The sequence below is a fragment of the Roseibium porphyridii genome (assembly GCF_026191725.2).
GTDB lineage: Bacteria > Pseudomonadota > Alphaproteobacteria > Rhizobiales > Stappiaceae > Roseibium > Roseibium porphyridii.
Genome location: NZ_CP120863.1, coordinates 1,238,096 through 1,254,888 on the forward strand (window position 1 = coordinate 1,238,096; position 16,793 = coordinate 1,254,888).

A 16,793-nucleotide genomic window follows, 5' to 3' on the forward strand; every position below is an offset into this window, starting at 1 on the left:
CATTTCGGAGGGAGTAGAAATAAGATGTCTGGCGTAACTCTTACAAATGCCGTCAAACAATATGGCGATCTTCAGGTGATCCATGGAGTGGATCTCCAGATCGAGCATGGTGAGTTTTGCGTCTTTGTCGGGCCTTCCGGCTGCGGCAAATCCACATTGCTCCGGATGATCGCAGGCCTGGAAGAAACAAGCTCCGGCAAGATCGAGATCGGTGGCCGCGACGTTACCAGAGTGGATCCGGCGGAACGTGGCGTTGCCATGGTGTTTCAGACTTACGCCCTTTATCCGCACATGACGGTTGAAGAGAACATGGGCTTCGGCCTCAAGATGAACGGTCACCCCAAGACCGAGATTCATGAAAAAGTCTCGGAAGCCAGCAGGATCCTGAAGCTTGATCCGTATTTGAAACGCAAGCCGAAAGCGCTGTCCGGCGGGCAGCGTCAGCGTGTGGCCATCGGGCGTGCGATTGTCCGCGGCCCGGAAGTGTTTCTGTTCGATGAGCCGCTCTCGAACCTGGATGCCGAACTGCGTGTCGACATGCGCGTTGAAATCGCACGTCTGCACAAGGATATCGGCGCGACGATGATCTACGTGACGCACGATCAGGTCGAAGCCATGACCCTTGCGGACAAGATCGTCGTGCTGCGCGGAGGTATCATCGAGCAGGTAGGTTCCCCGATGAACCTTTATTCCGATCCGGACAATCGTTTTGTTGCCGGCTTTATCGGATCGCCGAGCATGAATTTCGTTGAAGGCGTGGCAGACGAAGGCGCGGTAATCGTTCCGGCATTTGGCGATACCAAGGTTCCGACATCCGTGGCTTTGCCGGCCAAGGGCGAGAAGGTTCTTGTCGGACTGCGGCCTCAGCATTTCGACATTGCACCGAGCACAGAAGGTGCAAGGGTTGATCTTTGCGAGCAATTGGGCGGTGTTGCCTACACCTATCTGGTGTGTCCGACAGGTGAGCGTGTCATCGTTGAGACAAAGGGCGAGGATCAACCGCCTGCAGATGGAACAGTTTCCGTCTCGTTCGACCCGGCATCGGCGATGTATTTCGACATCAAGACAGAAAAACGTCTGCGCTAAGCAGAGAAAACGCTCCAACTTGCACCAAAGCCCTTCCTCCCGGACTTTGGCTCAAAGTGCATACGACCCCGGCTGTTTGCCGGGGTTTTTTTTGAGTTTCTATCGTCTTTGGGCAACAGGTAAATACTTAAAATTGTCGGATTGGCGTTATTACGCTACGTAAAATCGACAATTGTGACAGAATGTCCTTTCATACTTGACTGTGTCTGCTGCCCTGCGTGGACGGGTTTCTCGAAGAGCGGCGACAAGCCGCCGTCCGAAACAGCAAGCGTGTAACCGCCGAAGGTGGTCGGGTGGCAAAGTCTGGAGGGAATATTTATGAGTAAAACGAAGAAGATGCTGGATCCGGACCCGCGGGTCATGGATTTCAGCACGGAATACGAACTGGGCCAGGATAACATTCGGCCGTTCGGTCTTGATTTGCACAATCCGGTCTTCCTGGTCTCGGCGATCGTGATCGTCGGATTCGTCATGGTTGCCTTGGCAAATCAGGAAGCAGCAGCGTCCTTCTTCGGATGGTTCAGACCCTTCCTGACAAGTACGTTCGACTGGTTTCTCATGTTGTCCGTCAACATCATGGTCGTTTTCTGTTTCTTTCTTGCGCTGTCGCCCCTGGGGAAGGTGAAAATCGGCGGCAAGGATGCGGTTCCGGATTATTCCTACGCGGGATGGATCGCGATGCTGTTTTCTGCGGGCATCGGTATCGGGCTACTGTTTTTCGGCGTTCTGGAGCCGATGTACTATTCGATTCCGGAGCTCAATACATTGCCTCTCGGGTCCGATCCGTCGCTTCCGGGCAATGAAAACATGGGCATTGTTGGCACCGTTTATCACTGGGGCATCAGTGGTTGGGCGGTCTATGTTGTCGTCGGGCTCTGCCTGGCGATTTTCTGCTACAATCTCGGCCTGCCTCTCACGTTGCGTTCGGCTTTCTATCCGATTTTCGGCGAACGCGTTTGGGGTTGGCCAGGTCATGTGATCGACACGCTGGCGGTTTTCGCGACCCTGTTCGGTCTAACCACTTCTCTTGGTCTCGGAGCACAGCAGGTTGCTGCCGGTCTGAACGATGTGTTTGGAATTCCGGTCTCAAGTTCCCTTGTTGTCTGGCTGATCCTCGGCATCACGGCGATTGCGCTCGGATCCGTGCTTCTTGGCATGGACGCAGGCGTGAAGCGGCTCTCTGAGATCAACATGATCATGGCGGCGTGCCTCTTCGTGTTCGTTCTGCTTGTGGGCCCGACCTTTGATCTCATCGCTCAATTCGGTGGCGTCCTCAAAGACTATGTTGTTGCCTTCGTTCCGCTGTCCAACCCGTTCGGCCGGGATGATTTGGGCTACATGCACGGCTGGACCACCTTCTATTGGGCTTGGTGGATTGCCTGGTCACCATTTGTCGGCATGTTCATCGCGCGTATTTCTAAAGGACGGACCGTTCGTGAGTTCATTCTCTGCGTCTTGATTGCGCCCTCACTGGTCTGCGCGCTTTGGATGACCGTTTTCGGTGGTCTTGCTCTCGACCAATTGGCGAATGGCTATACCGGCGCAAAAGACGTGGTGGTGGCCTATCAGCCAGAGCTGTCTCTTTTCCGTATGCTGGATCAGCTGCCGCTCTACAACATTATCGCGCCGATCTCGCTGGTCCTGATCGTGATCTTCTTCGTGACGTCGTCGGACTCCGGTTCGTTGGTCATCGACACGATCACGGCAGGTGGAAAAATGGATGCTCCGGTGGCGCAACGCGTGTTCTGGTGCACATTCGAAGGCCTGGTTGCGATTGCGCTTCTTCTCGGTGGAGGGCTCAACGCACTTCAAGGAGCGGCGGTTTCGATGGGGATTCCCTTCACCCTGGTCGTTCTGGCGATGTGTTATTGCCTTTATAAAGCGCTTCGATCTGAACGACAAAAAATCTGAAACTGACGCGAAAGGCGCGCTACGGCGCGCCTTTTTTGTTCGGGCGGTCTGCTTCTTGCCGCCGCCTTTTTTGTGTCTTTCGATTTCGGCAGAACCCATCGTGTTGTGAGCACGTCACACAGGCCGTGCCAGACTGAATATCAGTCGAGATCCTCGTTTCCGGTCTGTTGCACACGGAGCCTTAAACACCTTTCTGATTGTGCTCCTGCTGCAAAGCATGCGCCCGCACAACAACGCCTTAAGCGTGTTGAAGCCTTGACATGAATACTGATTCAGGTTTCATATTAGGAGGCGTTAAGCGAAGCAGCGGCGTTTTTTCCAGGCTGGAAACGGTCTGAGATTGCCGGCTGCACCTTGGCGCAAAACGGGAGGAGCATTTATGACCAAGCAGTTTACCCGCTGGGCACTGCCGCTTGTGGCCGGCCTCGGCCTTGCGGCATCGGGGTCCGTTGCCGCTTTTGCGGAAGACATCAAAATCGCCCATGTCTATGGCAAGACGGGACCGTTTGAGGCCTATGCCAAACAGTCTCACACGGGTCTGATGATGGGACTGGAATTTGCCACCGACGGGACAATGGAGATCGACGGCCGCAAGATCGTTGTCATCGAAAAGGACACGCAGCTGAAGCCGGACATAGGTAAAGCGGTTCTTGCCGAGGCCTATGGTGATGATGAAGTGGATCTGGCCGTTGGACCGGTCTCTTCTGGTGTGGCACTCGCCATGCTGCCCGTGGCTGAAGAATATGAGAAGTTGCTCATTGTTGAGCCTGCCGTTGCGGACTCCATCACAGGCGAAAACTGGAACCGGTATGTGTTCCGCACCTCCCGAAACTCTTCTCAGGATGCCATTGCAAATGCGGTTGCTCTGGGACAAGAAGGTGTCTCGGTCGCAACGCTGGCACAGGACTATGCCTTTGGCCGCGATGGTGTCGCTGCGTTCAAGGAAGCGCTGGAAGGCACTGGCGCAAATCTGGTTTTCGAGGAATACGCGCCAACAGACACGAAAGACTTCACGGCAAATGCGCAACGTGTTTTCGATGCCTTGAAGGATGAGCCTGGCCGCAAATTCCTGTTTGTTATCTGGGCCGGAGGCGGCAACCCGATCAGCAAGATCAAGGCAATGGAACCGGAGCGCTTCGGCGTTGAAATCGCGACCGGCGGGAACATTCTTGCTGCCATGAAGGCCTATAAGGAACTCCCGGGCATGGAAGGCGCCACCTATTACTACTATGAAATTCCCAAGAACCCGGTGAACGATTGGCTGGTTGCCGAGCATCAGAAACGGTTCGACACGCCACCGGATTTCTTCACAGCTGGGGGCATGTCAGCTGGAATCGCGATTGTCGAAGGCATTCGCAAAGCCGGGTCCACCGACACGGAAGACCTGATCACCGCGATGGAAGGCATGGAATTCGACACGCCAAAGGGCAAGATGATGTTTCGCGCCGAAGATCACCAGGCGCTGCAGCCCATGTACCATTTCAAGATCAAGGTCGATCCGGAGGTCGAATGGGGTATTCCGGAGCTGGTGCGTGAGCTCAAAATAGAAGACATGGATATTCCCGTCCGCAATCAGTGATCCGCATTTGCTGAGCCTGTTGCTCTTGCTAGGTGGCCCCATCACACCTTCGTCCTGGCTGGGCATTCGCTGTTCAGCCAGGCAACGCTCCGATAATACTTTTTCCTCCTACTTGACCTGGGAACACGTGCCGTGACCAAGGAACGTCCCATTCTTGAAACGAGAGACCTTGCGATCCGCTTTGGCGGACACGTTGCGGTTGACCATGTGAGCTGCAGTTTTGACCGGGGCACTTTGACCGCCATCGTCGGGCCCAACGGGGCCGGCAAAACCACCTATTTCAACCTGATATCAGGTCAGCTTGCCGCCACAAGCGGGAGCGTTTGGCTGAATGGCGAGACCATCACCAGACTGTCGGTTCCAGAACGCACCGACAGGGGGATCGGCCGGGCCTTTCAATTGACCAACCTTTTTCCGACATTGAGTGTGCGGGAAAACGTGCGGTTGGTTGCTCAGGCCAAGGCTCGAAAGGGCTTTGACCTTTTTTCCATTGCCGAAAGCCACATTGAATTGCTTGAGCGCGCCGACCACGTGCTCTCGGAGGTCCGGCTCATTGATCAGGCCGACCAAATCGTGTCGGCTTTGCCGCATGGCGACCAGCGTAAGCTGGAAGTTGCGCTCTTGATCGCACTTGGTCCTCAGGTGCTGATGTTCGATGAGCCCACGGCCGGCATGAGTGTAGATGAGGTGCCGGTCATTCTGGAGCTGATCCAGAAACTCAAGGCCGATATGGACCGCACAATCCTGCTGGTTGAACACAAAATGGATGTGATCCGAACGCTCGCAGACCGGATCATCGTGCTGCACAATGGTGCGCTGGTCGCCGATGGTGAACCGGCAGAAGTAATCGCGTTGCCCATTGTCCAGGAAGCTTATCTCGGCAAAGCACCTGCAGAACCTGGGGAGGCGGCGTAGTGTCTGATATTTTGCTTTCGCTCTCCGGCGTTCACACTCATATCGGGCCCTATCACATACTGCAGGGGGTGGATCTTCTTGTTCCCGAAGGTGGCGTCACCGTATTGCTTGGGCGAAACGGTGCAGGCAAAACCACGACCCTGCGCACCATCATGGGACTTTGGACGGCAAGCCGCGGTGACATCCGGTTCGAGGATCAAGTCATCACCAAATTCGCAACGCCGGAGATTTCGCGGCGTGGCATCGCCTTTGTGCCCGAAGATATGGGCATCTTTACCGATCTGACTGTCTCGGAAAACATGATGCTTGCCGCATCGAACGGCCCGATCGACGAAAAACGCCTTTCATGGATAACCGATCTGTTTCCTCCTATAGGCACTTTCTGGAAATCGTCCGCAGGTACCTTGTCCGGTGGACAAAAGCAGATGTTGTCTGTCGCACGCGCAATCATCGAACCCCGGCGTCTCATCCTCATCGACGAGCCGACCAAGGGCCTTGCTCCTGCGATCATCAAGTCGATGACGGACGCGCTGAAAGAGTTGAAGGAAACGGACACCACCATCCTTCTGGTCGAACAGAATTTCGCAATGGCCTCCAGCATTGGCGACACCGTTGCTGTGATGGATGACGGTCGCATCATTCACGCCGGTAACATGCAGGAACTGGTTGAAGACACGGCCCTTCAGGAAAAGCTGATGGGACTCACGCTGGAGGTCCACCAATGAGCGACACCTCGATCAAACCACGCATCGAAAAAGTTCCGCTAAGCGAACAGTTCTTCCAGAAACTGCCGGTCATGCTGGTTCCCTTGCTGGCCTTGGCAGGGCTGCTTGCCATCGGAAATCCGGCAAGTTGGTTGACGCTGACTGTCGCGGGTCTCGCCATGGGCATGATGATTTTCATCATGGCCTCGGGTTTAACAGTGGTTTTCGGGCTCATGGACGTCATCAATTTCGGCCATGGAGCTTTTGTGGCGATCGGGGCCTTTGTGGGGTTCACGGTTCTGGCATGGCTGGCCGGTTGGACAGAATCTCCGAGCGTCTTGTTGAACCTCTTTGCCGTTCTGATCGCGATCCTTGCAGCAATGCTGGTGACCGGGTTGCTTGGATACGCATTTGAACGGGTCATCGTCATGCCGGTCTATGGCGAGCACCTGAAGCAGATCCTTGTAACCATGGGCGGGCTGATTGTTGCCCAGCAGATGATCTACGTGGTCTGGGGCCCGGACGAGCTCCATATTTCGCGTCCCGAAGCCTTCCAGGGTTCGCTCATTTTCGGGGAGGCCGCGATCGAGAAATACAGGCTTGTCGCCGTTGGCATCGGGCTCGCGTTGTTTCTCGCCATGCGGCATATATTGCAAAATACCAAAGTTGGTTTGCTGGTACGTGCCGGTGTTGAAAACGGCGAGATGGTCGAAGCTCTTGGGTATCGGATCCGCCGACTTTTCCTGGTCGTTTTCATGACCGGATCGGCACTGGCCGGATTGGGAGGTGTCATGTGGGGCCTCTACCAGGAAACCATTACCGCTCATATGGGCTCAGAGATCATGGTGCTTGTTTTCATCGTGGTGATTATTGGCGGATTGGGTTCCGTCGAAGGCTGTTTCATCGGAGCGCTGATGGTTGGCCTCCTGGCCAATTACACAGCCTTTCTGGCTCCAAAGGTGGCCTTGATTTCGACCATCGCTCTGATGGTGGTGATCCTGATGTGGCGGCCTCAAGGCCTTTATCCGGTCGTTAAGGCAAAGTAGGGCGGGCGAAAAGCATGTTGACGAAACTTCTTTCCGGTGACACGCCACGCAGCCGCCTTCTGACGGTGATCCTGCTGGTCGTGCTGGTATGCCTGGCGTTTGCTCCTTTTCTTTTTCCAGGAACAAAATCGCTGGAGACGGCGGCAAGGATCTGTATCTTCATCGTTCTGGTTGCCAGCTACGATCTGTTGCTCGGCTATGCGGGGATCGTGTCCTTTGCGCATACGATGTTTTTCGGAATTGGGGCCTATGGGACGGCTCTTGCACTTTCCGCTACGGGGCCGAGCTATTTCTCCCTTGCATGGGGAACATTGGCAGGCGCTGTTCTGGCAGCCGTTTTTGCGCTTGCTATCGGTCTCTTTTCATTGAGGGTGAAGGCAATTTTCTTCGCAATGGTGACGTTGGCGGTGGCGAGCGCCTTTGCCGTTCTTGTGTCGCAAATGTCCTGGCTGACGGGCGGCGAAGATGGCTTGAATTACAAGATCCCGAGGGAGCTCACACCAGCCTTCAAGCTCGTTAAGGAGAAGGTCCTTGACGTTCGGATCAATGGTAAGCTGCTGGCCTATTATCTCGTGTTCTTTGCATCTGCATTCCTGTTTCTTGTCATGCTGAGGATCGTGAATTCCCCGTTCGGGCGAACCTTGAAGGCGGTGCGTGACAACGCTTTCAGGGCAGAAGCAATCGGCTATCGTGTTGTCTGGTATCGAACAACAGCAACCGTGCTCTCCGCGGTGATGGCGGCGCTGGCCGGTTCCCTACTGGCCGTCTGGCTGCGCTACACAGGACCTGCAACAACCCTCTCGATGGAAATCATGATCGACATTCTCTTGATGGTCGTGATAGGAGGCATGGGCACGCTCTATGGCGCAGTGTTGGGGGCGACGCTGTTCATTCTAGCTCAAACCTATCTGCAAAATCTGATGGGTATCGCTTCGGAGGCCACCAGCGCGGTGCCATTTTTCTCAACGCTGGTTGCTCCGGAGCGCTGGCTGCTCTGGTTGGGCGTGCTGTTTATTTTGTCTGTGTATTTCTTCCCGTCGGGGATCGTCGGGCGATTGAGGGCAGGACGTGCGTGAGCACCAATTCGCTTTATATCCGGGATGAGGGAAAAGGCCGGCCACTGGTGCTGGTGCATGGATGGTCCTGTCCCGGGCAATTCTTTGACGATCAGACGCTTGCTTTGAAAATGTATGCCCGCTGCATTGTCCCGGATCTTCCCGGTCACGGCAAAACCGGGAGCTATTCGCCGCTCAGTATTGAAGCGTCTGCCGATGCGCTTTACGAGTATCTTCTCGCTGAAAACCTGAGCGACATTGTTCTGTGCGGCTGGTCGATGGGCGCGCTGGTGATCTATTCAATGATAGAACGCCACGGGTCGGAGCGGCTGTCGTCGGTCGTTGCCATCGACATGACGCCCAGGGTTCTTAATGACGAGGCCTGGTCAAATGGAACGCTGAATGGGCTGGATACTACCCAGAACGCGCATGTGATCGACGGGATCATTGCCGATTGGTCCAAACTGCCGGGCCGGATTGCACGGCGCCTTTTTGCCGACGGTCTGCCGATTGATCAGGAGTTGATCGATAAGGTTGCCGTGGAAATAGCGCGCGAGGACCCGGGTCTGCTGCGAGAGATGTGGATGTCACTGACAGCGCAGGACTTCAGGCCATTGTTGAAGTCCTTTCCAGTGCCTCTTCATCTTGCTTCAGGTGCGCGTAGCCAGCTTTACGGTTGCGGGGTCCGCCAATGGCATCTGGACAATGTGCCCGACTTTCATTTGCATCTGTTCGAACAGTCCGGACACGCTCCGCATCTGGAGCAGCCTGAGGCGTTCAATCAGTTTCTTCTGGATGTCATCCAATCAGACTGATGCAATTCTTACCGCTCAGTGGCCATTACCGAATTTTGACAAGATAAAGCCGATAATCCGGTTAAGAAACGTAAGCACCAGAAACACTGCCAACAGGCCGACAAAGAAGCGCATGTCGGTGAGCAAGGTTCCCTTTGTCAGGTCCAACATGCGTACGCTCGAATTGGCATAGATCCAGACATAGTAAGCGATTGCCGCGAGCGCTCCCGTCAGTACGAGCGAAACAACAATCGTCTGCCAGGTCGGTTTTTGAGGTGTCTCGCTCATTTCAAGATCCTCGCGGTCGCCAGATCCACTTTGAAGACCATCAGGTCATCCAACCTTTCGACTTCGCCTTCAACCTCGATGTAAAGCGCGAGCAGCGACTTGAGTTCGTCGCCAAGCAAATTGCCATCCTTGTCCGCCATCATGAAAAAGTTGCGGTTCTCGACCGGACCGGATGAAACGAAAACCGGCGGAATTCCACCGGTCAGGCAAAGATCCGCACAGGCTTTGTGAGCAAGGCCCCTGCCAGGCCGCATAGCGCCCGCATAGCATTTGCCGTCACAGATTTCGCCGGCAAGTTTCCAGCGGCCAAGCGGGACGGCCTCGCTGGGAGCAAATTCCTCGGTTTCGCCTTCAACGGCTTCAACGCGACCGACCTGAACCATTGTCAGGTCGCCCCGATTTACCGGAACACCGCGTATTGAAACCGTAGACCCCTTGTGGGTTTCAGCCTGTTTGAAGACACCCCGTTTGCCTTGTCCGGCCAGCATGTAGGTCTTTGCCGGTTCACCGTCCTTGGCCGGCACCCGAAACACCGGATATGGCCTCAGTTCCAATATGCCCGCGGTTTCAAATCGGTTTCCCCACTCGAAGCCGCCGGCGCCAGGGTCGTTTTGCGTTGACGAAAGAGCCAGTGCGGCGAGACCGAGACCTGCAACGAAGCAGACGGAGAAAACGCCCAGGAACATCACAAGAGTTTTGGGGACCGCGTTCAGATAGCCGACAAAAAACGGCGCTTCTTTGGTCTGTCTCCAGGTCATGCCGCTTCTCCTATCTCAACAGGCTCGACATAGGTGCCCGGTGGTTGAGGATTGGGGTCGAGCAGAACGGTCGATCCGATCAGTTTGAGCCGATAGGTCGAAATCTTCTCTGTGAAAGGTTCCGGCGCACGGCCGTCTGCGAGATTGTACTGGTAGCCGTGCCAGGGACAGGTAATGCATCCCCAAAGCACCTTGCCTTCGCCGAGTGGACCATTTTGGTGTGCACAGGCATTGGTTATGGCGGACAGCTTGCCATCATATTTGAAGATGGCGACGCGCTCGTCCTCGGTGAGTGTCACGACCTTCGCGCAATCGTCGTCAATCTCTTCCAGCTCTCCGGCAACGACCCATCCGGCTTCCTGGAGTGAGGCCTTTGCGGTTTGTTCGCCGCGTTCCCGTCTGGCTTCCATGCGGCCGGTCGCAAAATGCAGACCGCAAACAAGAACAACGCTGGCCGCCACGACGCTGGTGAAGATCGGGTCGGCGGGGCCCTGAAGTGCCCCGAGCGCAACGTGAAGCACAACGAAGGCGTACGCGGCATAGATAGACATATGCAGCGCTTTCCAGATCGGTGCTCCCAGAAAACTCAGCCAGAAGTCGTGGCTTGTTGCTGCCAGGACAAACAGGACTATCAAGGCCGCAATGCCAAGGGCTTCGAAAGGGAAGCCGAGCAGTTGGCCGTAGTTTGTGTTGGATGACAACAAGGCGACATAGCGGTCGGTCGGTGAGAAATTGAAATACCATGTCAGCACGTAGTTCGCATGGACGGCGGCAATGCCCGCGGTCATGACACCGAAGTGGCGGCGATTGTAGAGCAGTGGAAGGAACCGCCGGTCAAGGCGAGCGAGCGGACCGATGCACAAGATCACTGTCAGCATCAAGAAGGCGCAGCTGCCAAAGGCGCGCATTCTCAAGATAGCGCCATCAATCGGCTTGGTGACATCTTCAAACATCGGGCCGACACGAATGAAGATGTAGAGATAAAGCGCAACTGCAATCAGCAGCACGGCATCATAGAAGATCTTGTTCCGGTTCCAGATGACGGGCGTATATTGAACACTCATTGTGCTGCCTCCGTCGAACCACTTTCCGGAGCCTCGATCAAGACGGCCGGACGATCAACCGGAGGCGTTTGCCGCAGGGCGAGAATTGTGAAGAAGGCGAGTGGAAGCAAGATGCCAAGGATCGTCCAGATCCTGGCATGGGCTGTACGGTGAGCACGTTTCATCGCCGCGCCTCCCCATGCTTTTCAAGCACGACCCAACGATAGATCACCAGAGGCCAGATCAGGCAAATGCCTGGAATGAGCAGGGGCCGGAAAGCGTAGGACCCGCGTGAGGACGGCTCTATCCGGTCAATGCCAATTACCAGGAACAGAGCTGCGACAACACCGCCTGCCATCAGGTAGTACTGGCCTATTTCGATCAAAAATTCTGCTGTTTGCAATTTACGGCTCCAGCTTTATCAACTTTGCGTCTTGTCACCCGGGTCAAGCTTCCGGTGTCCAGTAAACACCAGCCACTTGTCGTTTGCACCGGTAAAAGCCAGTGGCAGAGCGGCATCCGGTAACACCTCGGCGCAGCAGGAATGACGGCATTCCGACCTCCTCAAACCAGATCGGCGTCGGTGATGATTTCCACAAGCGACGGCCCATTGTGAGCGATTGCCTCGCCAATGGCACTCTTCAGATCAGCGCTATCGGTCACTCTGTGTCCTTGTCCACCGCAAAGCCGCGCAAAGGCCGCGAAGGATGGATTTGTGAGGTTGGTTTCCCACACCGGCCATTCACCGGAACGCTGTTCTTTCGAGATCTTGCCGAGTTCGGAGTTGTTCAGGAGGATATGTGTGATGTTCATCCCGTATTTTACGGCAGTGGTGAATTCCATCGCATATTGACCGAACCCGCCGTCGCCGGAGATCGAGATGACTTTGCGGCCATGATACTGTTCGAAGTCCTGCGTGGCACACCAGGCACCAATGGCTGCGGGCAGGCCAAAGCCGATTGAACCGAGATAACCTGACATCAAGATACGCTGACCACGTGGTTCAAAATAACGGCCGAAGGAATAGGTGTTGTTGCCGACATCGACGGGAATGATCGCGTCTTCCGGGCACAATTCGCTCAAGACCTTGAAGATTGCTGCTGAGTGAATGCCCTGGCCGCGCTCTTCCGTTAGACGGCGCTCCTTTTCCTCGCGCCAGATCTGCCAGCGTTCGACAAGTTCGGAAACCTGATCGGCAGCGTCGGAATCCTTTGTTACCTGAGGCATGACTGCTTCACAGAAAGTGCCAATTTCCCCCCAGACCGGTAAAGAGACAGGATGGAATTTTCCGAGTTGCATGCGTTCGAAATCGACCTGAATGATCGGCTTGTAGGGGGCAATGCCGGTGTGGTTTGCAAATGATGATCCAAGTGAAATGATCAGGTCCGCTTCATTCATGAACCAGCTTGCAATCGGTGTCCCGGATCGGCCAAGAACACCAGCGGCGAGCGGGTGCGTGTCCGGGATCAGACCCTTGCCCTTGAAGGTCGTCATAACCGGTGCGCCGATCTTCTCGGCCAGGGCTATAACCTTGTCCCTGACATCCTTGGCACCATAGCCAAGAACGATCGCTGGGCGTTTTGCGCCATTGATCATCTCGATGGCTTTATTGAGATCTTCCGTTGACGGGGTCACCTTAGAGCCGCCAATTCGCCCTTCGGGAGATCCGGCATCTTTCTCGCTCGGGATCGTCTGGACATCGTCTGGAAAGATCAGGTTTGAGACATCCCGTTCAACGATTGCTGTCTTGAGCGCCAACGACATGAGCTCGGCATGGTTGGACGTGCTGAGGACGGGTTGGGAGAAACGCGATACGGCATCGAAGGCCGATTTGAGGTCAATGTCCTGAAATGCACCCGGTCCGAAGACCTGTGTCTGGACCTGACCGGTCAGGGCAAGAACTGGAGCCCGGTCCACCTTGGCATCCCAAAGACCAGTCAGAAGGTTTGTTGCGCCCGGTCCTGCAATGGTCAGGCAGCCTGCAGGCTTTCCCGTCAACTTGCCATAGGCAGACGCTGCGAATGCTGCTGCGCCTTCGTGCCGGATGCCGACATAGCCAAGTTTACCCTTGTTGACCTGAAGCCGAATGGCATCTGCCAGCCCGAGATTGGAGTGGCCAACCATGCCAAAGACACGTTTGACGCCCCAATTCACCATGGTCTCGGCCATGACATCGGTGACAGTCCGTTCGTGTTCCGGTTCAGCTTCTATCCCGACAAAAATCTCTCCGTTCTCGATCTTGAGCGGGAAGACTTTTTGGCCCGTGTCTTCGTGACCGCCAGGAGGCGCACCGGTCAGCGGATCGAAATCCCACCCATGCCATGGACACCGGATCCAGCATTTGCCGTCGGTGCCCTTTTCAATCGAACCCTCCCCGAGAGGGCCGCGTTGATGCGGGCAATGATTGTCCATCGCAGCCCATTGGCCGTCGAAATGCGACAAGCAGATGGAAGTGGTTCTTGCGGTGACGGTCTTGACCCGGCCTTCCGGCAGATCATCGACATGTGCGACCTTGATCCAGTCGAGATTTTGAGCGTCCATTTTCTGGTCTCCCTAGAAGTCGGTCCGTGTCAGGCAACGCCGCCAAAGGCTACACCGGAAAGATCCGAAATTTCCCGTTTCCAAGTCGTCAGATCCTCCTCACAAAACTGGTTGAGGTGGGAATAGCCACAGGCACGGGCCATTACCTGCATCAGCTCCACGGAGGCATCAAAGAAATTGGTCAGTTGTCGGGCTGACTTCTCGATTTGCAGGCGGTTGACCAAATGGGGTTTCTGCGTCGCGATCCCAACGGGGCAATTGTTGGTGTGGCAGGCACGCATCGCTATACAGCCGATCGCCTGCATGGCCGAGTTGGAAACGGCGACGGCATCTGCGCCGAGTGCCAAGGCTTTCAGGAAGTCAGCCGGTTTTCGAAGGCCGCCGGTGATCACAAGGGTCACGTCTGATCGGCCGAGCCTGTCCAGATGCCGCCGGGCACGGGCAAGGGCTGGAATCGTCGGGACTGAGATGTTGTCCCGGAAAATGATCGGAGCCGCACCCGTGCCACCGCCCCGGCCGTCCAGAATGATGTAGTCGACACCGACCTCCAGTGCGGCATCAATGTCCTTCTCAATGTGCTGGGCTGAAAGCTTGTAACCGATTGGAATGCCGCCTGTGCGGCTACGAACTTCGTCGGCAAATTCCTTGATCTGCGAGACTTCCGTCCAGTCCGGAAAACGCGGTGGAGAGATGGCATCCTCACCTTCATTCAAACCGCGAACTTCGGCGATCTTGCCCTTCACTTTTGAACCGGGCAAATGGCCTCCCGTGCCGGTCTTGGCGCCTTGTCCCCCCTTGAAGTGGAAAGCCTGTACCTTGTTGAGCTTGTCCCAGTCGAAGCCGAAACGGGCCGACGCCAGTTCATAGAAATATCGTGAATTTGCTTCCTGTTCTTCGGGCAGCATGCCGCCTTCACCTGAGCAGATGCCCGTGCCGGCAAGTTCGGCGCCGCGCGCCAACGCAACCTTTGCCGGCTCGGATAATGCGCCATAGCTCATATCTGAAACGAAGAGCGGTATCTTAAGGCGCAGCGGTTTTTGGGCGTTGGGGCCAATCACCACATCCGTTCCGACCGGATCATCGTCCAGAAGAGGCGGACGGTGCAGCTGAGCAGTCAGAATTTGAATGTCGTCCCAGTCGGGCAACTGCGTTCTGGGTACACCCATTGCGTCGACCCGCCCGTGATGGCCGGTTTTGGTGAGGGCGTCACGGGCGTATTGCTGGATGAGCCCGGTATACGGCTCTTCTTCCGTGCCATGGCTGGTGTCGGCATAAAGGCCGAGATACTGGTCGCGGTCGAAGGGTTGAGGATGCTCTTTTGCCCAGGCGGCAATCTCGTCTTCATCGACAACAACTTTGTCGTCCTCGATCCAGCTGGAAAATTTCGGAAGCGCTTCGGAGTTGTTGTATTCGGAGACACCACTGTCGAGCCGATAGTCCCAATAGTGCAGCCCGCAAATCAGATTGTCGCCGTCAACATACCCATCCGACATAAGCGCACCACGATGGAGGCAGCGCCCATAGAAAACAGAGACATCGTCGTCGAACCGGACGACAACCAGGTCAACACTTGCAACAAGCGCGTATTGAGGGTCCCTGTCTGCCAGTTCGCTCAGATTTGCTACAGCTGTCTTCTTCATTTCTTCCCCCGGCTACCGGCTCTATTGCCTTGGCTTGTTGAATATGAGCGCCAGTCAGTCTGGCTGCGTTTCTGGCCGCATCGATGGAACACTCACCATCTCCGCTGCTTCATCTTGTGTTGACATGCGCGCGCCGTACCACTTGGCGAACGGCACCGCGGTGATGCCGTGGAGCACAGCGCTGATCCAGACTGCGTTGACGGCGAGGTTGAGCAGTTGCTCACCGATTTCATGATCGATCTGATCAACGACCAGCAGGGCAAACAGCGCTGTTGCCAGACCGCGTGGTCCGAACCAGCCAAAGAACAGTTTTGTCAACGGTGAAGCGTCCGTTCCACTGAGCGACAGCCAAACGGCAAGCGGACGCACAATAAAGAGGCTGATCAGGATGATTGCGAGGCTTCCACCGTCAAGATGGGCAATTGCAGTTGGAACGAGGGCCAGACCAATCAGGAAAAAAGCGCCCCAGGCCAGCATTTGGCCTTCGCTTTCGGTGAATTCGTAAATGAATGCGCACTGGCCCTTGATGACATTGCCGAAGAAAAGGCCGGCAACAAATGCTGAGATAAAGCCGTTGCCGTCAACAAGACCGGCGGCCAGATAAGCACCGCCCGCCATGGCGATGGCACCAATGCCTTCAATAGTCGCCGTCGTCATCTTGCGCTGTTTTGCCGCCAGAAACATGATGCCTCCGACCGCACCGACAACACCTCCGACAAGCGGCCCCAGCACAACCTGTTTTGCCCCGAAGAGCAGCCAGTTCGTGGCGGTGGGCTGCATCATTTCACCTGCGAGGCTGGCAAAGAGCAGGATCACCGGCAAAGCCAGACCATCGTTCAGGCCGCTTTCCAACGTCAGGGCCCTGCGTACCCGCTCAGGAACGGCCTTGTTGGTAACGACGGCTTGCCCAAGGGCGGCATCGGTTGGGGCGAGGAGCGCTGCTGCCAGAGCTGCTACGATCAAGGGTTCGGTGGAAAAGAATGGCGCTGCTGCAGCAGTGCCCAGAACCACTGCCAACGGAAGGCCGATAAGCAGCATGCGCAGCGGCCATTGGTGGCGTTTTCGAATGGCTTGCAGGTTGATCTGGGCCGCATCAAGGAACAGAAGGATGATCAACGCAAGTTCGGCCACGATATGCAGCAGATGCTCTGCATCCTGAAAGGGAAACATCCCTGTCTGAGACATTAGGAAGCCGAAGCCCAGAAACAGCATCGGCGCTGTTAAAATGCTTCTGGAAAGCGTTTTTGCCAGCAAGGTGTAACTCACCGTAAACATTGCCAGCATCAAAAGACCGGTGGCCATGAATGCACTCTCTCCCAAAGCCCACGGCAGCATTTAGGCTCGATGGCACCGCAGGCTCAAATCATAACCCGATGACACTCGTGTGTGGCAACTGTGAAATTACCCAAGGTCAGATTTGCTGGACGTTAGCC

The 16,793-nt window shown here is 55.7% G+C and carries 16 protein-coding genes; 8 read left to right on the top strand and 8 right to left on the bottom strand.

From position 1 onward, the window contains the following. The first annotated feature begins 24 nt into the window (after positions 1 to 24). The 8 genes from K1718_RS05850 (at position 25) to K1718_RS05885 (ending at position 9,111) form a co-directional block, all read left to right on the top strand. Positions 25 to 1,086: an ABC transporter ATP-binding protein gene (locus K1718_RS05850; protein WP_152500044.1), complete on the top strand. Its 1,062-nt coding sequence runs from the start codon at positions 25 to 27 to the stop codon at positions 1,084 to 1,086. 318 nt (positions 1,087 to 1,404) lie between these two features. Further along, entirely contained in the window at positions 1,405 to 2,997 is a 1,593-nt protein-coding gene (locus tag K1718_RS05855; RefSeq protein WP_152500045.1) for a BCCT family transporter, read from the top strand. 379 nt (positions 2,998 to 3,376) lie between these two features. Continuing rightward, on the top strand, positions 3,377 to 4,576 hold the full coding sequence (locus tag K1718_RS05860) for a substrate-binding domain-containing protein (protein WP_265682991.1): 1,200 nt from the start codon (positions 3,377 to 3,379) through the stop codon (positions 4,574 to 4,576). A gap of 132 nt (positions 4,577 to 4,708) precedes the next feature. Next, entirely contained in the window at positions 4,709 to 5,491 is a 783-nt protein-coding gene (locus K1718_RS05865; RefSeq protein WP_265682993.1) for an ABC transporter ATP-binding protein, read from the top strand. Next, on the top strand, positions 5,491 to 6,216 hold the full coding sequence (locus K1718_RS05870; protein WP_152500048.1) for an ABC transporter ATP-binding protein: 726 nt from the start codon (positions 5,491 to 5,493) through the stop codon (positions 6,214 to 6,216). Before K1718_RS05865 ends, K1718_RS05870 begins: the two co-directional genes overlap by 1 nt. After that, on the top strand, positions 6,213 to 7,241 hold the full coding sequence (locus tag K1718_RS05875) for a branched-chain amino acid ABC transporter permease (RefSeq protein WP_152500049.1): 1,029 nt from the start codon (positions 6,213 to 6,215) through the stop codon (positions 7,239 to 7,241). The genes K1718_RS05870 and K1718_RS05875 overlap by 4 nt, the downstream gene beginning before the upstream one ends. A 14-nt stretch (positions 7,242 to 7,255) precedes the next feature. Then, positions 7,256 to 8,317: a branched-chain amino acid ABC transporter permease gene (locus K1718_RS05880; RefSeq protein WP_152500050.1), complete on the top strand. Its 1,062-nt coding sequence runs from the start codon at positions 7,256 to 7,258 to the stop codon at positions 8,315 to 8,317. Next, positions 8,314 to 9,111 carry an alpha/beta fold hydrolase gene (locus tag K1718_RS05885; protein WP_265682994.1) on the top strand — a complete coding sequence of 266 codons (798 nt, stop codon included), beginning with the start codon at positions 8,314 to 8,316 and terminating at the stop codon, positions 9,109 to 9,111. Before K1718_RS05880 ends, K1718_RS05885 begins: the two co-directional genes overlap by 4 nt. Before the next feature lie 15 nt (positions 9,112 to 9,126). Here the strand turns inward: K1718_RS05885 and K1718_RS05890 are convergent, their stop codons facing one another. The 8 genes from K1718_RS05890 to K1718_RS05925 all read right to left on the bottom strand — a co-directional run bounded on the left by K1718_RS05890 (position 9,127) and on the right by K1718_RS05925 (position 16,662). Continuing rightward, positions 9,127 to 9,378, bottom strand: a complete 252-nt coding sequence (locus tag K1718_RS05890; protein WP_265682995.1) for a hypothetical protein — start codon at positions 9,376 to 9,378, stop codon at positions 9,127 to 9,129. After that, entirely contained in the window at positions 9,375 to 10,136 is a 762-nt protein-coding gene (locus K1718_RS05895) for a hypothetical protein (protein ID WP_265682996.1), read from the bottom strand. Before K1718_RS05895 ends, K1718_RS05890 begins: the two co-directional genes overlap by 4 nt. Then, positions 10,133 to 11,200 carry a Rieske 2Fe-2S domain-containing protein gene (locus K1718_RS05900; protein ID WP_265682998.1) on the bottom strand — a complete coding sequence of 356 codons (1,068 nt, stop codon included), beginning with the start codon at positions 11,198 to 11,200 and terminating at the stop codon, positions 10,133 to 10,135. The genes K1718_RS05895 and K1718_RS05900 overlap by 4 nt, the downstream gene beginning before the upstream one ends. Beyond that, positions 11,197 to 11,364, bottom strand: a complete 168-nt coding sequence (locus K1718_RS05905; RefSeq protein ID WP_173005902.1) for a hypothetical protein — start codon at positions 11,362 to 11,364, stop codon at positions 11,197 to 11,199. The genes K1718_RS05900 and K1718_RS05905 overlap by 4 nt, the downstream gene beginning before the upstream one ends. Then, positions 11,361 to 11,582 (bottom strand): hypothetical protein, encoded by a 222-nt coding sequence (locus K1718_RS05910; protein ID WP_152500055.1) that lies wholly within the window; start codon positions 11,580 to 11,582, stop codon positions 11,361 to 11,363. Before K1718_RS05910 ends, K1718_RS05905 begins: the two co-directional genes overlap by 4 nt. 161 nt (positions 11,583 to 11,743) lie before the next feature. Then, positions 11,744 to 13,720 (bottom strand): thiamine pyrophosphate-dependent enzyme, encoded by a 1,977-nt coding sequence (locus tag K1718_RS05915; RefSeq protein ID WP_265683000.1) that lies wholly within the window; start codon positions 13,718 to 13,720, stop codon positions 11,744 to 11,746. A gap of 29 nt (positions 13,721 to 13,749) precedes the next feature. After that, positions 13,750 to 15,360, bottom strand: a complete 1,611-nt coding sequence (locus K1718_RS05920) for a glutamate synthase-related protein (RefSeq protein ID WP_152500057.1) — start codon at positions 15,358 to 15,360, stop codon at positions 13,750 to 13,752. 54 nt (positions 15,361 to 15,414) lie between these two features. Then, entirely contained in the window at positions 15,415 to 16,662 is a 1,248-nt protein-coding gene (locus K1718_RS05925; RefSeq protein WP_265683002.1) for a cation:proton antiporter domain-containing protein, read from the bottom strand. Positions 16,663 to 16,793: the final 131 nt, after the last annotated feature.